The 14,930-nt window shown below is 63.7% G+C and carries 13 protein-coding genes; 5 read left to right on the top strand and 8 right to left on the bottom strand.

All coding sequences use genetic code 11. From position 1 onward, the window contains the following. Window positions 1–37 precede the first annotated feature (37 nt). The gene (locus CLU93_RS13680) at window positions 38–1,648 is read left to right on the top strand and encodes an FMN-binding glutamate synthase family protein (protein ID WP_099761891.1); all 1,611 of its coding nucleotides are present in this window, start codon (window positions 38–40) and stop codon (window positions 1,646–1,648) included. A gap of 181 nt (window positions 1,649–1,829) precedes the next feature. Further along, on the top strand, window positions 1,830–3,371 hold the full coding sequence (gene nagZ / locus CLU93_RS13675) for a beta-N-acetylhexosaminidase (protein WP_099761890.1): 1,542 nt from the start codon (window positions 1,830–1,832) through the stop codon (window positions 3,369–3,371). A 51-nt stretch (window positions 3,372–3,422) separates the two neighbouring features. Here nagZ and CLU93_RS28210 read toward each other — a convergent pair whose 3' ends face one another. The 4 genes from CLU93_RS28210 to CLU93_RS13660 all read right to left on the bottom strand — a co-directional run bounded on the left by CLU93_RS28210 (window position 3,423) and on the right by CLU93_RS13660 (window position 6,128). After that, entirely contained in the window at window positions 3,423–3,584 is a 162-nt protein-coding gene (locus CLU93_RS28210; RefSeq protein WP_180287850.1) for a hypothetical protein, read from the bottom strand. A gap of 70 nt (window positions 3,585–3,654) precedes the next feature. Continuing rightward, the gene (locus CLU93_RS13670; protein WP_099761889.1) at window positions 3,655–3,930 is read right to left on the bottom strand and encodes a hypothetical protein; all 276 of its coding nucleotides are present in this window, start codon (window positions 3,928–3,930) and stop codon (window positions 3,655–3,657) included. A gap of 9 nt (window positions 3,931–3,939) precedes the next feature. Further along, the gene (gene feoB, locus CLU93_RS13665) at window positions 3,940–5,841 is read right to left on the bottom strand and encodes a ferrous iron transporter B (RefSeq protein ID WP_099761888.1); all 1,902 of its coding nucleotides are present in this window, start codon (window positions 5,839–5,841) and stop codon (window positions 3,940–3,942) included. A 2-nt stretch (window positions 5,842–5,843) separates the two neighbouring features. Then, complete coding sequence (locus tag CLU93_RS13660) at window positions 5,844–6,128, bottom strand: FeoA family protein (protein ID WP_071075209.1); 285 nt, start codon at window positions 6,126–6,128, stop codon at window positions 5,844–5,846. A gap of 412 nt (window positions 6,129–6,540) precedes the next feature. On the opposite strand from CLU93_RS13660, the gene CLU93_RS13655 reads away from it, so the two are divergent. Together CLU93_RS13655 and CLU93_RS13650 are read left to right on the top strand one after the other, a co-directional pair. After that, window positions 6,541–6,756 carry a (2Fe-2S)-binding protein gene (locus CLU93_RS13655; protein WP_071075208.1) on the top strand — a complete coding sequence of 72 codons (216 nt, stop codon included), beginning with the start codon at window positions 6,541–6,543 and terminating at the stop codon, window positions 6,754–6,756. Window positions 6,757–6,773: 17 nt separating this feature from the next. Then, window positions 6,774–7,475 carry an energy transducer TonB gene (locus tag CLU93_RS13650; RefSeq protein WP_099764379.1) on the top strand — a complete coding sequence of 234 codons (702 nt, stop codon included), beginning with the start codon at window positions 6,774–6,776 and terminating at the stop codon, window positions 7,473–7,475. A gap of 222 nt (window positions 7,476–7,697) precedes the next feature. Here the strand turns inward: CLU93_RS13650 and CLU93_RS13645 are convergent, their stop codons facing one another. Beyond that, on the bottom strand, window positions 7,698–8,378 hold the full coding sequence (locus CLU93_RS13645; RefSeq protein WP_099761887.1) for a Fe2+-dependent dioxygenase: 681 nt from the start codon (window positions 8,376–8,378) through the stop codon (window positions 7,698–7,700). Window positions 8,379–8,776: 398 nt separating this feature from the next. On the opposite strand from CLU93_RS13645, the gene bfr reads away from it, so the two are divergent. Further along, on the top strand, window positions 8,777–9,253 hold the full coding sequence (bfr, locus tag CLU93_RS13640; protein ID WP_034745609.1) for a bacterioferritin: 477 nt from the start codon (window positions 8,777–8,779) through the stop codon (window positions 9,251–9,253). Window positions 9,254–9,308: 55 nt separating this feature from the next. Here bfr and CLU93_RS13635 read toward each other — a convergent pair whose 3' ends face one another. The 3 genes from CLU93_RS13635 to CLU93_RS13625 are packed head-to-tail and all read right to left on the bottom strand — an operon-like array spanning window position 9,309 to window position 14,806. Then, entirely contained in the window at window positions 9,309–10,637 is a 1,329-nt protein-coding gene (locus CLU93_RS13635) for an MFS transporter (RefSeq protein WP_099761886.1), read from the bottom strand. Continuing rightward, complete coding sequence (locus CLU93_RS13630; protein WP_257224957.1) at window positions 10,634–12,496, bottom strand: alpha-amylase family glycosyl hydrolase; 1,863 nt, start codon at window positions 12,494–12,496, stop codon at window positions 10,634–10,636. The genes CLU93_RS13635 and CLU93_RS13630 overlap by 4 nt, the downstream gene beginning before the upstream one ends. A 15-nt stretch (window positions 12,497–12,511) precedes the next feature. Beyond that, window positions 12,512–14,806, bottom strand: coding sequence for a TonB-dependent receptor (locus CLU93_RS13625; protein WP_099761885.1), 2,295 nt, complete (start codon window positions 14,804–14,806; stop codon window positions 12,512–12,514). Between the last annotated feature and the right edge of the window lie 124 nt (window positions 14,807–14,930).

Here is a 14,930-nt window from a genome sequence, read left to right as displayed (position 1 = left end):
ACTCGACAGTTATCAGTCTGACTTCACCGGAGTGCCCATGCACCTAGTACCATTTCGCTACCTGACCTTCATTGCGACGGCCGCCATCTTTGTCCTGTCCCTGTTTTACTACGATCATTACTGGCTGCCCCTGCTGGCCGGTGCCTTGACCCTGGTCGGCATCAGCGACCTGCTGCAGACCAAGCGCGCCCTGCGCCGCAACTACCCCATCCTCGCGCATTTCCGCTTCTTTTTTGAGAGCATCCGCCCCGAAATCCGCCAGTACTTCCTGGAAAGCGACAGCGAGGCGACGCCGTTTTCGCGCAGCCAGCGCAGCATCGTCTACCAGCGCGCCAAGGAGCAGACGGACAAGCGCCCGTTCGGCACCCAGCTCGACGTGTACCAGGCGGGCTATGAATGGATCAACCACTCCATCGCCCCCGCCAAGGTGACGGGCCACGATTTCCGCATCGAGATCGGCAACCACCCGGACTGCCCGCGCACAAAGCCGTATTCGGCCAGCGTCTTCAATATCTCGGCGATGAGCTTTGGCGCCCTGTCGGCCAACGCCATCCTGGCCCTGAACGGCGGCGCGCGCAGCGGCGGCTTCATGCACGACACGGGCGAAGGCAGCATCAGCCCCTATCACCGCGAAAACGGCGGCGACCTGGTGTGGGAAATCGGCTCCGGCTATTTCGGCTGCCGCAACCAGGACGGCACGTTTTCGGAAGAACGCTTCATCGCCAACGCCAGCTCCGAGCAAGTCAAAATGATCGAGCTGAAAATGTCGCAGGGCGCGAAACCCGGCCACGGCGGCGTGCTGCCCGGCCCGAAAGTCACCATCGAAATCGCTACCACGCGCGGCGTGATGGTGGGCGAGGATTGCGTCTCGCCAGCGGCGCACAGCGCCTTTTCCACACCACTGGAAATGCTGCACTTTATCGACCGCCTGCGCACCCTGTCGGGCGGCAAGCCGACGGGCTTCAAGCTGGCCATCGGCCATCCGTGGGAGTTTTTCGCCATCGTCAAGGCCATGCTGGCCACGGGCATCACGCCCGACTTCATCGTCGTCGACGGCAGCGAAGGCGGCACGGGCGCGGCACCGCTGGAATTCACGGACCATGTGGGCACGCCGCTGCAGGAAGCGCTGGTGCTGGTGCATAACACCCTGGTGGGCGCCAACCTGCGCGCGAAGATCAAGATCGGCTGCTCGGGCAAGATCATCACGGCCTTCGACATCGCCCGCTTGCTGGCGCTGGGCGCCGACTGGTGCAATTCGGCGCGCGGCTTCATGTTCGCGCTGGGCTGCATCCAGTCGCAAAGCTGCCACACGGACCGCTGCCCCACGGGCGTGGCCACGCAAGACCCGCAGCGCCAGCGCGCGCTGGTGGTGTCCGACAAGATTGCCCGCGTGGCGCACTTCCACCAGAACACCATGAAGGCGCTGGCCGAACTGATCGCCGCCGCCGGCCTGGCGCACCCGCAGGACCTGCGCCCGCACCACCTGGTGCGGCGCATCTCGCCGAACCAGGTGAAACTGGCCTCGGCCCTGCTGCCCTTCCTGGAAGCGGGCCAGCTGCTCGACCCGAGCCAGCTGCCGCAGCTGCCGCCCGTGTTCGGCCTGTACTGGCCCAAGGCCCAGGCGGTATCGTTCCAGCGCCTCGATTGATACGGCGTTTGCGCAAGTGAAGCAATACCAATTAATAACCACTTGCGCAAATATCCAAATCCAATACAATACCAAAACAAGTACAAAACTAAGGCAGCTTTTCCGGTGACCGCCACGACGCGCCACCACGGTGCCAGAATACATATGTCGTCGTCACAATCAATACCGGAGGAGTTGCAGCATGGAGCAGGGTTTGCGCGAAAAAGTAGGACAGTTGTTCATGGTGGGCTTCGACGCCCTGCAGGCGGACGAGCATATCAAGACCTTGATACGCGAAAAGAAGGTGGGCGGTGTGATCCTGTTCCGCCGCAACGTGCACACGCCTGCGCAAGTGTCCGCGCTGTGCCGCGAACTGCAGGAAATCAATGCGGAAGTGTCCGACATTCCACTGCTGATCTCCATCGATCAGGAAGGCGGCATGGTGATGCGCATCGAGCAGGGCGTCACGCCAATTCCCGCAGCGATGGCCTTCCAGGCAGCCGGCTCGGTTGAAGATTGCGAACGCATGAACCAGATCAGCGGCGATGAAATGCGCCAGGTCGGCATCAACCTGCTGCTCGCGCCCGTACTGGATGTGAACAACAACCGCAACAACCCCGTCATCGGCGTGCGCGCGTATGGCGAGGATGCCGCCACCGTCATCGCCTACGGCATGGCCGCCATGCGCGGCCAGCACGCCAGCGGCATGGCCGTGACCGCCAAGCACTTCCCCGGCCACGGCGACACGGCCACCGACACGCATTACGCGATGGCCCTGGTGCCACATGACAAAGAGCGCCTGCGCGCCGTGGAACTGGCGCCGTTCCGCGCGGCCATTGCCGGCGGCGTCGACGCCATCATGACGGCGCACGTGGTCTTTCCCGCCTTCGAAGCCGACACCAGCGTGCCGGCCACCCTGTCGAAAGGCGTGCTGACGGACCTGCTGCGAGGTGAAATGCAATACCAGGGCGTGGTCATTACCGACTGCCTGGAAATGGCGGCGATTGCCGACGGCATCGGCATCGCCCAGGGCGCCATCGCCACCTTGCAGGCAGGTGCCGACATCGTCCTCATCTCGCACCGCGAAGCGCAGCAGACGGCAGCCATCGACGCCGTCATCGCCGCCGTGGAGCGCGGTGACATTGCGGTCTCGCGCATCGACGCGGCTTGTGCGCGCGTGGCTGAACTCAAGCGCAACCGCGCCGTGCGCGACTGGCGCAAGCGCCCCATCGCCCCGCCAGCGCTGATGCAGCCGGCCGCCATGGCCCTGTCGCAGCTGCTGCAAAAGGCCGCCTTGCGCGTGCAGGGCGCGTACCGCGCGCTCGACGCCAGCCTGCCCGTGACCCTGCTGACGGTGGAAGTGCGTTCGCGCAGCGAGATCGACGAAGTGGCGCTCGGTCGCAACAAGGAAGCGCGCAGCTCGATGCTGCCGGCGCTCCTGGCGGCGGGCCTGGACGTGCGCGAATACGCCTTGTCGGCCGAAGCGCTGGACGAAGAGGTTGATGCCGCCATCGCCTTTGCGCAAGGCGCGCAGCAGATCGTGCTGCAAACGTATAACGCCATGTTCGTCGAGGGCCAGCGCCGCCTGGTCGAGGCCCTGCCGCAGAATAAACTGTGGCTGGTAGCGGGCCGTTTGCCGTATGACCTGGACCTGGCGCCCCACGCGCAAGGCCGCCTGGCCGCCTTCGGCTGCCGCCCGGCCGCGCTGGTACCGGTCGTCGACAAGTTGGCCGGCAAGGCGTAAAGCGCAGTACTGCAGACGTAAAAAAACCCGCATGCGCGGGTTTTTTTTCATTCAGCTTGGCGCAACGGGCGGCAGCACCGCCACCGCCAGCAAGGCGAACGGCCCGAGGAACAGGCCGATGCCGAACCAGAGTCCCCCGTGGCGGCCGCGCCGGCTGGCCAGCAGCCAGGAGGCGATCGCAAACAAAAACATGAAGATCAACAGTATCGCCATTGCCACTCCTTGCCATGTGGAAAGCCCAGTGTAGCCCACGGGCGCACCCGTGCCTAGACGTATATCAGATCTAGCGCTGTACCTGCATCAGGATCACGCGCTTGCTGCTGCCGTCGACCGGCGGCGTGGCCGATGGCGGCGGCGGACTGTCGCAGGAGCCGCAGGAACCGCAGCCACTGCCGCAGCCGGGCGCCACCTTGAAGAAGGCTGACATTTTCGCCTCATCGAGGCCGCAGCGCACCAGGCCACGCACGATGGCGCGGCGCACGCCCGCCGGCAGGTACTTGGTCGAAAAATGCAGCAGCGCGGCTGCGACGATCAGGGCGACGATGAGGGTTTGCCACATGCTTTTCTCCTAAGCGCCCAGTATCAGGGCGACGCGATACGTGATAAACGAGGCGCCATACGCCAGCGCGAACATGTAGCCGGCCATCAGCAGCGGATAGCGCCAGCCGCCCGTCTCGCGCTTCACCACGGAGAGCGTCGACAGGCACTGCGGCGCGAACACATACCAGGCCAGCAAGGACAGCGCGGTGGCCATCGACCACGAATGGGCGATCAGCGGCTCGAGCGTGGTGGCCAGCGCGTCGCCCGTTTGCGACAGCGCATACACGGTGCCCAGGGCGCCGACAGCCACTTCACGGGCCGCCATGCCGGGCACCAGCGCGATGCAGATCTGCCAGTTGAAACCGATGGGCGCGAAGATCACTTCCAGGCCGCGGCCCAGGATGCCCGCCAGGCTGTAGTAGATCGGCGGATGGATCGCATTGTCCGGCGCGCCGGGGAAGGTGCTGAGGAACCACAGGATGATCATCAGGCTCAGGATGATGGTACCGACGCGCGTCAGGAAGATCTTCGCGCGCTCCCACAGGCTGACGGCCAGGTTGCGCAGGTGCGGCCAGTGGTAGGCCGGCAGTTCCAGCATCAGCGGCTGGTTGCCGCGCACGCCCATGCCGCGCTTCATGACCCAGGCCACGGCCATGGCCGAGATGATGCCGGCAAAGTACAGCACGAACAGCACCAGGCCTTGCAGGCTCAGATAGCCCCACACTTCGCGCTGCGGGATGAAGGCGGCGATGATCAGCGCATACACGGGCAGGCGCGCCGAGCACGTCATCAGCGGCGCGATCATGATGGTGACCAGGCGGTCGCGCGGGTTCTGGATGGTGCGCGCCGCCATCACGCCGGGAATGGCGCAGGCAAAGCTCGACAGCAGCGGGATGAAGGCACGGCCCGACAGGCCCACGCCGCCCATCAGGCGGTCCAGCAAAAAGGCCGCGCGCGGCAGGTAGCCGCAGTCTTCCAGGCTCAGGATAAAGAAGAACAGGATCAGGATTTGCGGCAGGAAGACCAGCACGCTGCCGACGCCGCCGATGATGCCTTCCACCAGCAAGCTCTTCAGGTGGCCATCGGGCATGTTCGCCGTCAGCAGGGCACCCAGGTGGCCCACGCCATCGGTAATCATTTCCATCGGCGTGGCGGCCCAGGCAAACACGGCCTGAAAGATCAGGAACATCAGCACGGCCAGGATGAGGGGGCCGAACACGGGGTGCAGCACCACGTCGTCGATCTTTTCCGTCAGGTTGCCCGTATCGCTGCTGTCATTGCTGACGGCAGCCAGGATGCGGCGTACTTCGCGCTGGGTTTCTTCGACCGTGACGGCATCGATGGCCGCCAGCGGTTTCGCTTCCACGACAGGCAGGGGCAGCATCGCGTCGATGGCGTTCAACAGGGCTTTTTCGCCATCGTGCTGTACCGCGACGGTTTCCACCACGGGCATGCCCAGTTCCTGCGACAGCCTGGCCGTATCGATCAGCATGCCGCGCTTGCGCGCCACGTCCGTCATGTTCAGCGCCAGCAGCATGGGCAAGCCCAGGCGTTTGACTTCCAGCACCAGGCGCAAGTTCAGGCGCAGATTGGTGGCATCGACCACGCAGATGATGGCGTCCGGGCGCGGCTCGCCGCGGCGCATGCCCCCCACCACGTCGCGCGTGATGGCTTCGTCGGGCGTGGTGGCCGACAGGCTGTAGGCGCCCGGCAGATCGAGCAGGCGCACGGGCGTGCCGGCGGGCGAAGTGAAATGGCCTTCCTTGCGCTCGATGGTCACGCCGGCGTAGTTCGCCACTTTCTGGCGCGCGCCCGTCAAACGGTTGAACAGGGCGGTCTTGCCGCAGTTCGGATTGCCCAGCAAGGCGATTTGTGGCTGATGCGGCGGCTTGTGCGCGCCCGCTTCCACGATAGTTTCGACAGCACCCATATTTATTCCGGTTGAAGCAGCGGTTGAATCGTGATCAGCGCCGCTTCGAAGCGGCGCAGTGCGAACGTGGCATTGCCGACCTTGATGGCCAGCGGGTCGCCGCCGGGAATACCGCGCTTGAGCATGCGGATATGTTCGCCAGGAACGAATCCCAGCTCCATCAAGCGGCGGGCGAGGTCCACGCCATCTTCCGTCTGTCCTGCCGTGTGGGGCGTGATATGCAACACCGTGCCGCTCTGGCCGACTGCCAGCGCATCGAGCGTCATCAAGGGTGGAACTAGAGTCATGAGCAAATTCCGTTCAAATTAAGAACACCTGATACAGGCTGCGGCGCGGGGCGCCTTGCACTGCTCCCAGGTTTGTGAGGTAAAACGCCACTGTTGCGCATTACCGACAAGCGGCCTTTCAATCAGTCCAGACGGCGACCGTCCGAGACAATACCAGCATTATAAACATGAATGCGAATTGTTTTTATTTAGCCCGGAGAGTGGCCCCTATCAAGGGCTGCGCCATGCGCACGCAGGCCATATCCACACGCCGCGCCCCGCCGCCAGGCGCCGCACACTTGAGCAAAATCGCTTGCATTGTCCTGCACTTTGCGCGACAATGAAACGTAATGATAATGATTCTCATTAAAACACTAGCAACAATGCTTCAGAGCACTAGTGTCTGTTCATCCTCCAGCCAGAAGGTGTATCAATGATTGTATGTGTCTGCAACAACATATCTGATCGTGAAATCCGTCAAGCCGTCGATCTTGGCCTGTCCAGCATGGCCGAACTGCGCCGCGACCTGGGCGTGGCCACCTGCTGCGGCAAATGCCATACCTGCGCGCGGGAGGTGCTGAACGATCACCTGAGCGCCACCGTAGTGCTGCAAGAAACCGTATTGATGCGAGCTGTACTGACAAACTAAAGAAAGCGATGAACGCCATGACGATGATGCCCCCGCCCGTAACGGTGCAGGCCGTGCAACAATTTGCCGACTTCGACAAGAAGCGCAACAAGTTCGCGCCGCTGATGGCCATCGTCGTCCTGCATCTCGCCGGCTTTTACGCCATCCAGAGCGGCTTGCTGAGCCGCGTCGTCACGGCGGCCATGCCGACCATCACCACCATCAGCATCATCGCCCCGCCGGCGCCACCCAAGCCGCCGGCACCGTCGGTGCCGAAAACCGTGGAACTGAGTGCTCCCGTGCCGCGCGCCGTCATCCCGCCGCTGCCGCTGATCGCCGTGGCACCGAGCGAACCGACGATCACGCCGCCGCAGCCGACGCGCGCCGAAGCAGCCCCCGTGGCCACCGCCGCGCCGACTGCGCCAGCGGCACCATCGCCGACGCCACCGGCGCCGTCCACACCACGCACCGTCAGCAGCGTCGAATACATCAAGGCACCGCAACTGATCTACCCGAATCTGTCGCGCCGCCTGGGCGAAAGTGGCACCGTGGTGTTGCGCATCCTGATCAATGAAAAGGGTTTGCCGGAGCAAATCCTGATCCAGAAATCGACCGGCTACAACAACCTCGATGAAGCGGGCCGCCAGGCCGCGCAACGCGCGCTGTTCAAGCCGATGATCGAAAACGGCAAGCCCGTGCCCGTCTACGTTTTAGTACCACTGACCTTCCAACTGAGCTAGCCTTCCGGCGGCCCTTGGGCCGCTGCCAGCCCGCAAGCACCGCACCGTGTGCCCTGCTTGCTTTTTTGCGCCCTGTTTTCTGTACCAGTCAAGCAACTGCTTGTTTCAGTCTGCCAGCCTACATCCCCGGGCCAGGCAGACTTTTTTTTGCCGGTGCCTCACGCAGTATCGTAGGTCGGATTAGCGCGGCCAAAGGCCACGCGTAATCCGACACCGCCACGATCACATCTCCGCCCACATCCGCAACAGGTTGTGATAATGCCCCGTCAAGCCCACCGTCGCCGGCGAATCGCCATGCTCGCCGCGCACGCTCTGGATGTTCTGATCGAGCTCAAACAGCATGCTGCGCTTCCAGTCCTCGCGCACCATGCTTTGCGTCCACAGGAAGGAGCAGATACGCTCGCCGCTGATGACGGGCAGCACCTGATGCACGCTGCTCGACGGATACACGATCACGTCGCCGGCCGGCAGTTTTACCTCATGCGTGCCGTAGGCATCGACCACCACCAGCTCGCCGCCTTCGTACTCGTCCGGCTCGCTCAGGAACACGGTCGAGGAGACGTCGGCGCGCATCGACTGCATGCCGTTTTTCGGCGTGCGGATAGCGCCGTCGATATGCAGGCCATAGTGCTCGCCGCCCGCATAGCTGTTGAAGAACGGCGGCAGGATGCGCAGCGGCAGCACGGCGGCGAAGAACAGCGGATTGGCCATCAGCGCGCGGCTGACGATCTCGCCCAGCTCCAGCGCCAGCGGCGAACCTTCGGCCAACTGGCGGTTGCGCTTGACCTGCGCCCCTTGCGCCCCGACGCTGGCGCGCCCATCGACCCAGTCCGTTTGCGCCAGGCGCTGGCGAAACTGCGTCACCTGTTCCGGCGTCAGCACGCCGGGTATATGCAGCATCATCTTGCTATCCTTTTTCAGTAAAATCGCTGCCTGATTATCGCATCGCCGGCAGCGGCCAAGAAGGCACAAAAGCAAGAACGGAGCAACATTTCCCGCCTTTTCAGCGCAGCCAAATAGCAGCATGAACGCGAATGAGAATGGCCTGCATTTTCCTTAACAAATAAAAAACGGGAAAATGTGGCAATCCATTTGAGAATGGGTTTTATTCGCACGATATTTACGTTAAAAAGACGGAAAGACACCGTTTCGCAGCAAAAAACGCCCCTATTTTGCGCTATCATGCGGGCATAGCGAAACCGGCAACCTGCGCGCCACCAGGCAGCCCTGCGCCACCCGGCAGTGAACGCCAGCGGCCTGCGGTTTCATCATCGAACGCGACACAGAACAAAGGAATTCCCATGAAGGGCGATAAAGAAGTCATCCGCATGCTCAACGCACAGCTCACCAACGAACTGTCGGCCATCAACCAGTACTTCCTGCATGCGCGCATGTACAAGCACTGGGGCCTGGAAAAGCTGGGCAAGAAAGAATACGAAGAATCGATCGGCGAAATGAAACATGCCGACAAGCTGATCGACCGCATCCTGATGCTCGACGGCCTGCCTAACCTGCAAGCGCTGCACAAGCTGCTGATCGGCGAGAACACGCCGGAAATGCTGGAATGCGACTTGAAGCTGGAGCGCGCCGCGCACGCCACCGTCAAGGAAGGCATCGCCATCAGCGAAAAAGCGGGCGACTACGTGTCGCGCGACCTGTTCCTGATGATCCTGGAAGACACGGAAGAGCATATCGACTGGCTCGAAACGCAGATCGACCTGATCGCCAAAGTTGGTATTCAAAATTATCTGCAAAGTCAGATGGCGATTGAAGAGTAACCGTTTCGCAGCATCGTAAAAAAACCGGCAATTGCCGGTTTTTTTACGTCCGTCCTCAAGTCTTTGTGGCCTGCGGTGGGCGCAGCTTGACGAACAGCACCGCCACCGCCGCGCACAGCAACAGGGCGCCGGCCAGCCGGATGACGTTTTCCGGATTGCCGCCCAGCCAGCTGCGGTAGTACAGCGGCAGAGTAAATATCTGGATGATCATCGGGATGACGATGAACATGTTGAAGATGCCCATGTAGACGCCCGTGCGCGCGGGCGGGATGCAGCCGGCCAGCATGATGTAGGGATTGCCCATGATGCTGGCCCAGGCCAGGCCCACGCCCAGCATCGGCAGCAACAGCAGCACCGGGCTGTGGATCAGCGGGATGCTCAGCATGCCCACACCGGCTGCGCACAGGCACAGGCTGTGCATGCGCTTGGGGCCGAAGCGGCGCGTGAACGGGACCAGCGCAAAGGCGGCGATAAAGGCGACGAAATTGTAGAAGGCGCCCACCTGCCCGTTCAGCAGGCCCGCGTCGCGAAAGCCCTGTGATGCGGGGTCCGTCGTGTGAAACAGGGTGGCCGCCAGCGACAGCGCGATGTACTGCCAGTAGCAGAACATGGCGTACCACTGGAACAGGTTGACGAGGGCCAGCTGCTTCATCGTCGGCGGCATCTCGCGCAGGGCCGCGCCGATATCGGCCAGCGTATGGCGCCAGCCCGGCGGGCGGCTGCGGATGGCCGCCAGCTCGGCCGCCGTGAGCGGGTTTTCCGGCGTCGTCTTCAGGGTCCACAGCACCGAGGCCAGCGAGAACACGGCGCCGATCAGGAAGGCGGCGATGACGATGTGCGGAATATGGCTGCCATTGACGGCATCCTTGTTCATGCCCAGCATGACCAGCAGCGATGGCGTCAGGTAGGCCAGCGTTTGCCCCAGCCCCGTAAACGCGCTTTGCGTGAGAAAACCCAGCGAGTGCTGCTTCTTGTCGAGCTTGTCGCTGACGAAGGCGCGGTATGGCTCCATCGTCACATTGTTGGCCGCGTCGAGTATCCACAGCAGGCTGGCGGCCATCCACAGGGTGGGACTGAAGGGCATGGCCAGCAGGCCCAGGCTGCACAGGATGGCGCCGATCAGAAAGTAGGGCGTGCGGCGGCCCCAGCGCGTCACCGTGCGGTCGCTCATGGCGCCAATCAGCGGTTGCACGAGCAGCCCCGTCATGGGACCGGCCAGCCACAAATATGGCAGGCTCGCCTCGTCGGCGCCCAGGTATTTGTAGATGGGGCTCATGCTGCTTTGCTGCAGCCCAAAGCTGAACTGGATGCCGAAAAAACCGACATTCATGTTGACGATCTGCCAGAACGACAGATGCGGGCGGTGCGTGCTGGCGTCGCTCATGACTGTTCCCTTTCCAGCCATAGCATATGCCATGGCTGCAAGCCTACCGTGCCGGCCAGCACGCTGCCATCGAGGCTGTTGCGCCACTCGCCTGCGGGCAAGGTGAAACGCTGGCTGGCGCCGCTGAAATTGCTCAGGTTGAGGAAGGCGTCGCCACGCAGCAGCGCCAGCACGGCCGGCGTGTCGGCGGGCAGCACGCTGCGCGGCGCAGCGGCGGCCAGGGCCGGCAAGCGCCTGCGCACGTCGATCAGCTGGCGCAGCGCCGGATACAGCCGGCCGCTGGCGCTCACGCCATCGTGGCGCCATGCCAGCAGGCTGTCGTCGAACGCGGGGCGCTGCAGCCAGCGGCTGTCCATCGCCCGCTCGGCGTACTGCGTGTAGCTGTCATCGTTGGTCATGCCCAGTTCATCGCCCATGTACAGCACCGGCAAGGCGCCAAAGCTCAAGGCCAGGCCATGCAGCAGCAGCAGGCGGCGCAACGCGTATTCCTGCTCCTGCACCGTAGTGGCGCTTTCCAGGCCGGCCAGCGAAGCGGCCATGCCGTTGCTGCCATGCGCCTTGTCGGCGCTGCTGCTCTGGAAGGCGGCGCCGCGCGCATAGCTGCCAGGGGCACCGGCAAAGAAGCGGGCGATGCGCGCCAGGCGCGCCGGCCCGTTCGCGCCCGCTTCATTGAGCAGCACGTTCCAGCCGATGTCGTCGTGGCAGCGCACGTAACTGAGCCAACTGGCGGCTGGCGGCAGCGGCGGCGTGGCGGCAATCACCTGCTGCAGCAAGTCCGTGCTTTCCTCGGCCAGCGCGCCCCAGCCGGCGGCCATCAGGCTGCTGTGATAGGCGATATGGCACTCGGGCGCGGCATCGCTGCCAAAGTAGGCGGGCAGCTTGGGCGTGGGCACGATGGCTTCGGCCTTGAGCAGCACGCCCGGCGCGACGATGGCGGCAATCGCCCGCAAGGCTTGCAGCAGGCTGTGGGCTTCAGGCTGGTTCATGCAATCGCTACCTTCGCGCTTCCACAGGAAGGCCGTCGAATCGAGGCGGAACACCTCGATGCCCTTGTTGGCCAGGCCCAGCATGGCGCCGGCCATGGCCGCGAAGACGGCCGGATTGGCGTAATTCAAATCCCACTGGTAGGGATAAAACGTGGTCCAGACCCAGCGCTGGAGCTCCGGAACGAAGGTGAAATTGCCAGGCGCCGCCTGCGGGAAAACCTGGCCCACGGTGCGCTCGTAGCGGTCCGGCTGCACACGGTCGGGATAGGTGTGGAAAAAATCGCGCAGCAGCGGATCGCCCGCCTTGGCGCCCAGCGCCCATGCATGGTCGTCGGCCACGTGGTTGAGGATCAGATCCGAGCACAGGCTGATGCCGGCCGTGCGCAGCTGCGCCGTCAGCGCCAGCAAGTCGGCATTGCTGCCCAGTGCGGGGTCGACTTCCTCGAAGCTGGCGACGGCAAAACCGCCATCGCTTTCACCGGCGCGCGCACGCAAAAACGGCAGCAGGTGCAGATACGTCACGCCCAGTTCGCGCAGGTGGGCAATGCGTTCAGCCACGCCTTGCAAGTTGCCGCCGAAGCGCTGCACATACGCGCTGTAGCCCAGCATGGACTGGCTGGCAAACCAGTCCGGCTGCGCTTCGCGCTGCGCATCTTGCCGCCGCAGTTCGGGCGCGCGCGCCGCGGACAGCCGCCCCACGCTTTCCATCAGGTCGCCCAGCCAGGGCAGGAAGTCCGGCCGCTGGCCATACAGGCTGCCCAGGCGGTCCAGCAAGACCGCCTCCTGGCGCGCATAGCGGCGCGCCGCATCGTCGCGCAAGTGCGTGGGGAGCGGCGCCAGCAGGCGCGCCAGGGGGCTGCGTATCGACATCATGAATCCTATCCTTGCTTAAAATGCGTATTTCAGACTGACCTTGACGGCGCGCCCCGTGATCGAGCGGGCCGCATGGCCATCGCCCTCGACTTCCGTATAGCCGATCTTGTTGAGCAGATTGTTCGCCGTCAGCGCCACCTGCATTTGCGGCGTCAGCTGGTAATTGACGAAGGCATTGAGCACCTGGTAGGCGGGCAAGGTGATCGTGTGCGCGTCATCGCCCCACGACTTGCCCGTGCCGACCAGGCTGGCGCCGAAGGTGGCCGGTCCCCATTCATAGGTGGGCGCGATCTGGTACACGACACGCGCCTGGCGCCGCGGCGTGTTGCCGATCAGCGCCACGTCGGCCGCCGCCGTGCCCGTGATTTCGGCATCCGTGAACGTCAGGCCGCCATTGATGCGGAAGTCGCCGTTGCTGTAAGCCGCCTCCAGTTCCACACCCTTGGCTTCATAGCTGTTGGCCGTGCGCAGCTGGGTGGTCGCCTCGTAATTGCTTTCCTTGGTCTTGGCCTGGAACACGGTCACAAAAGTGCTCAGGGGACCGCGCCGCCATTTCACGCCCCCTTCGAGCTGGCGCACGGTATTCATCGCCACGGGCACGCTGCCATCGAGCGGCGTGCCGAACAGGATGCGGTCCGCATTGAAGGCCACGCCTTCGCTGACGCGGGCAAACACGGCCAGGTTGGCTTGCAGCTTGTAGTTCGCGCCCAGCGAGTACGAGGTGTGGCCCAGCGTGTAATCGACCTGCTGCACCGTCGATGGCAGGTAGGCTTGCGCACCGGTGGCGATATTGGCCGTGCCGCTGGCATGCTGGCGGTCGCGCCGCAGGCCGCCGTCGAGGTTCAGCGCGCCGCTTTCCCAGGCCAGGTTCAGGTAGGGCGACGTCGTGCGGTACTCCATGTCGACGGCGCGCGAGCAGCAGGCGCCGAAGGCCGGGCCGATGTAGCCTAGCGTGCTGCTGGCCGTCTGCAGCAGCGCCGGCTGGTCGCCCGTGGCCTGCATCAGGTATTCATTGAAGTTCCAGGTCAGGCCCAGCTTTTGCTGCGACAGGTACAGGCCGGCCGTGGTGGTCAGCTTGCCGCTGTCGAGAACAAACGTCTTGGCCAGCTTGGTATCGCTCAGGGTATTGCTGGCGTCGTCGATCGAGGTATTGAACACCACGGCGGAAAACGCGCGGCCCGTGTAGGGCTTGCCCTGATTCGGGCCGCTGGCAAATACATAGCTGCCGTCGCTGCCGTTATTCGACGGGAACACGCCCGTGAAGCGGCCCGCATTGTCGGCGTAGCGGAAGTTTTCGCTCACGCTCCAGCCCTGGCCCAGCTTGAACGAGGCTTCCAATCCCACGCTATCGCTTTTGACGTGCAAGCCGTCGTTGACGCGGGTGGCCACGCGCTGGTTATCCTTGTTCAGCACCATGTCGGGCACCCAGTACGGCGAATAGAAACTCGCCTTGCGCGGGTCGATGCCGGCGATTTCCGTGATGCGGCCATTGCGCACGCTGACCGGCACCGGCAGGGCCGTGGGCGACTGGTCGTCGAGGTGCTTGAACGACAGCCGCACGAAGCCGCTGTCGAATTCATGCGTGACATTGCCGCGGATCTGGCCGCCTTTTTCGCTGTTGACGCCACTGTGGCGGATGCCTTCGCCCGTGCGCCAGGAGCCGCCGATGAAGAAGCGCGTGCGCTCCGAAACCGGCGCGCCATAGTCGAAGTCCACGCGCGTCTGGTCGTAGCCCAGGCCACGGCTGATGGCCACGCTGCCACCCTGCTCCTTGCCATTCTTGCTGATGAAATTGATGATGCCGCCCGGCGAATTGGTGGCCAGGGTGGAGGCCGAACCGCCGCGCACCACTTCCAGGTGGTCCAGCGTGGAATCGATTTTCACGAAGCTGTCGGGCGTGGTGAAGTTGAAGTCGCCGAACTGCAGCACCGGCAAGCCGTCTTCCTGGATCTGCACATAGCGCGCGCCGCCGGCGGAAATGGGCAAGCCACGCACGGTGATGTTGGCATTGCCTTCGCCGCCCGAGGATTCGGCCCGCAAGCCCGGTACCGAACGCAGGACTTCGGCGGCGCTGGTGGGCGCGTTGTGCAGGATGGTGTCGAGTTCCATGCTGCTGACGGAATTGCTCGATTTCATTTTCGACGTGCCGCCGGTGGTGCCCGTGACCACGATGCGTTCCAGGTTCAGGCCATCGGCGGGAGCGGCGCTGGCGGTGTCGCCGGCCGATTGTGCCTGGGCGGCACCCAGTTGCAGCATGGCCAGGGCGACGGCGGCGGCCATGCAGCCGCGTTGAGCAGTACGTGTCTTCATCTTGTCTCCAGTGTTGTATGCCGATACATCGAGGTATCGGCTTGTTATGAGTCCTGGCCGCTGCATGCCGTGGCGCGCTGGCTGAGCCGGTACGTCATTATTCAACGAATAAGAATTTATTGCA

The sequence above is a fragment of the Janthinobacterium sp. 35 genome, assembly GCF_002754575.1.
Classification (GTDB): domain Bacteria; phylum Pseudomonadota; class Gammaproteobacteria; order Burkholderiales; family Burkholderiaceae_D; genus Janthinobacterium; species Janthinobacterium tructae.
The sequence above is the reverse complement of the archived record's forward strand: the minus strand, read 5'-3'. Positions and strand labels throughout refer to the sequence as shown.

Bases quoted from the DNA above. Each gene is read 5' to 3' on its own strand.
- CLU93_RS13645 (WP_099761887.1), bottom strand. From the start codon at position 8,378: ATGATGCTGCATATACCCGGCGTGCTGACGCCGGAACAGGTGACGCAG.
- bfr (WP_034745609.1), top strand. From the start codon at position 8,777: ATGAAGGGCGATAAAGAAGTCATCCGCATGCTCAACGCACAGCTCACC.
- feoB (WP_099761888.1), bottom strand. From the start codon at position 5,841: ATGGGTGCTGTCGAAACTATCGTGGAAGCGGGCGCGCACAAGCCGCCG.
- CLU93_RS28210 (WP_180287850.1), bottom strand. From the start codon at position 3,584: ATGGCGATACTGTTGATCTTCATGTTTTTGTTTGCGATCGCCTCCTGG.
- CLU93_RS13625 (WP_099761885.1), bottom strand. From the start codon at position 14,806: ATGAAGACACGTACTGCTCAACGCGGCTGCATGGCCGCCGCCGTCGCC.
- CLU93_RS13680 (WP_099761891.1), top strand. From the start codon at position 38: ATGCACCTAGTACCATTTCGCTACCTGACCTTCATTGCGACGGCCGCC.
- CLU93_RS13670 (WP_099761889.1), bottom strand. From the start codon at position 3,930: ATGTGGCAAACCCTCATCGTCGCCCTGATCGTCGCAGCCGCGCTGCTG.
- CLU93_RS13650 (WP_099764379.1), top strand. From the start codon at position 6,774: ATGACGATGATGCCCCCGCCCGTAACGGTGCAGGCCGTGCAACAATTT.
- CLU93_RS13630 (WP_257224957.1), bottom strand. From the start codon at position 12,496: ATGATGTCGATACGCAGCCCCCTGGCGCGCCTGCTGGCGCCGCTCCCC.
- CLU93_RS13660 (WP_071075209.1), bottom strand. From the start codon at position 6,128: ATGACTCTAGTTCCACCCTTGATGACGCTCGATGCGCTGGCAGTCGGC.
- CLU93_RS13655 (WP_071075208.1), top strand. From the start codon at position 6,541: ATGATTGTATGTGTCTGCAACAACATATCTGATCGTGAAATCCGTCAA.
- CLU93_RS13635 (WP_099761886.1), bottom strand. From the start codon at position 10,637: ATGAGCGACGCCAGCACGCACCGCCCGCATCTGTCGTTCTGGCAGATC.
- nagZ (WP_099761890.1), top strand. From the start codon at position 1,830: ATGGAGCAGGGTTTGCGCGAAAAAGTAGGACAGTTGTTCATGGTGGGC.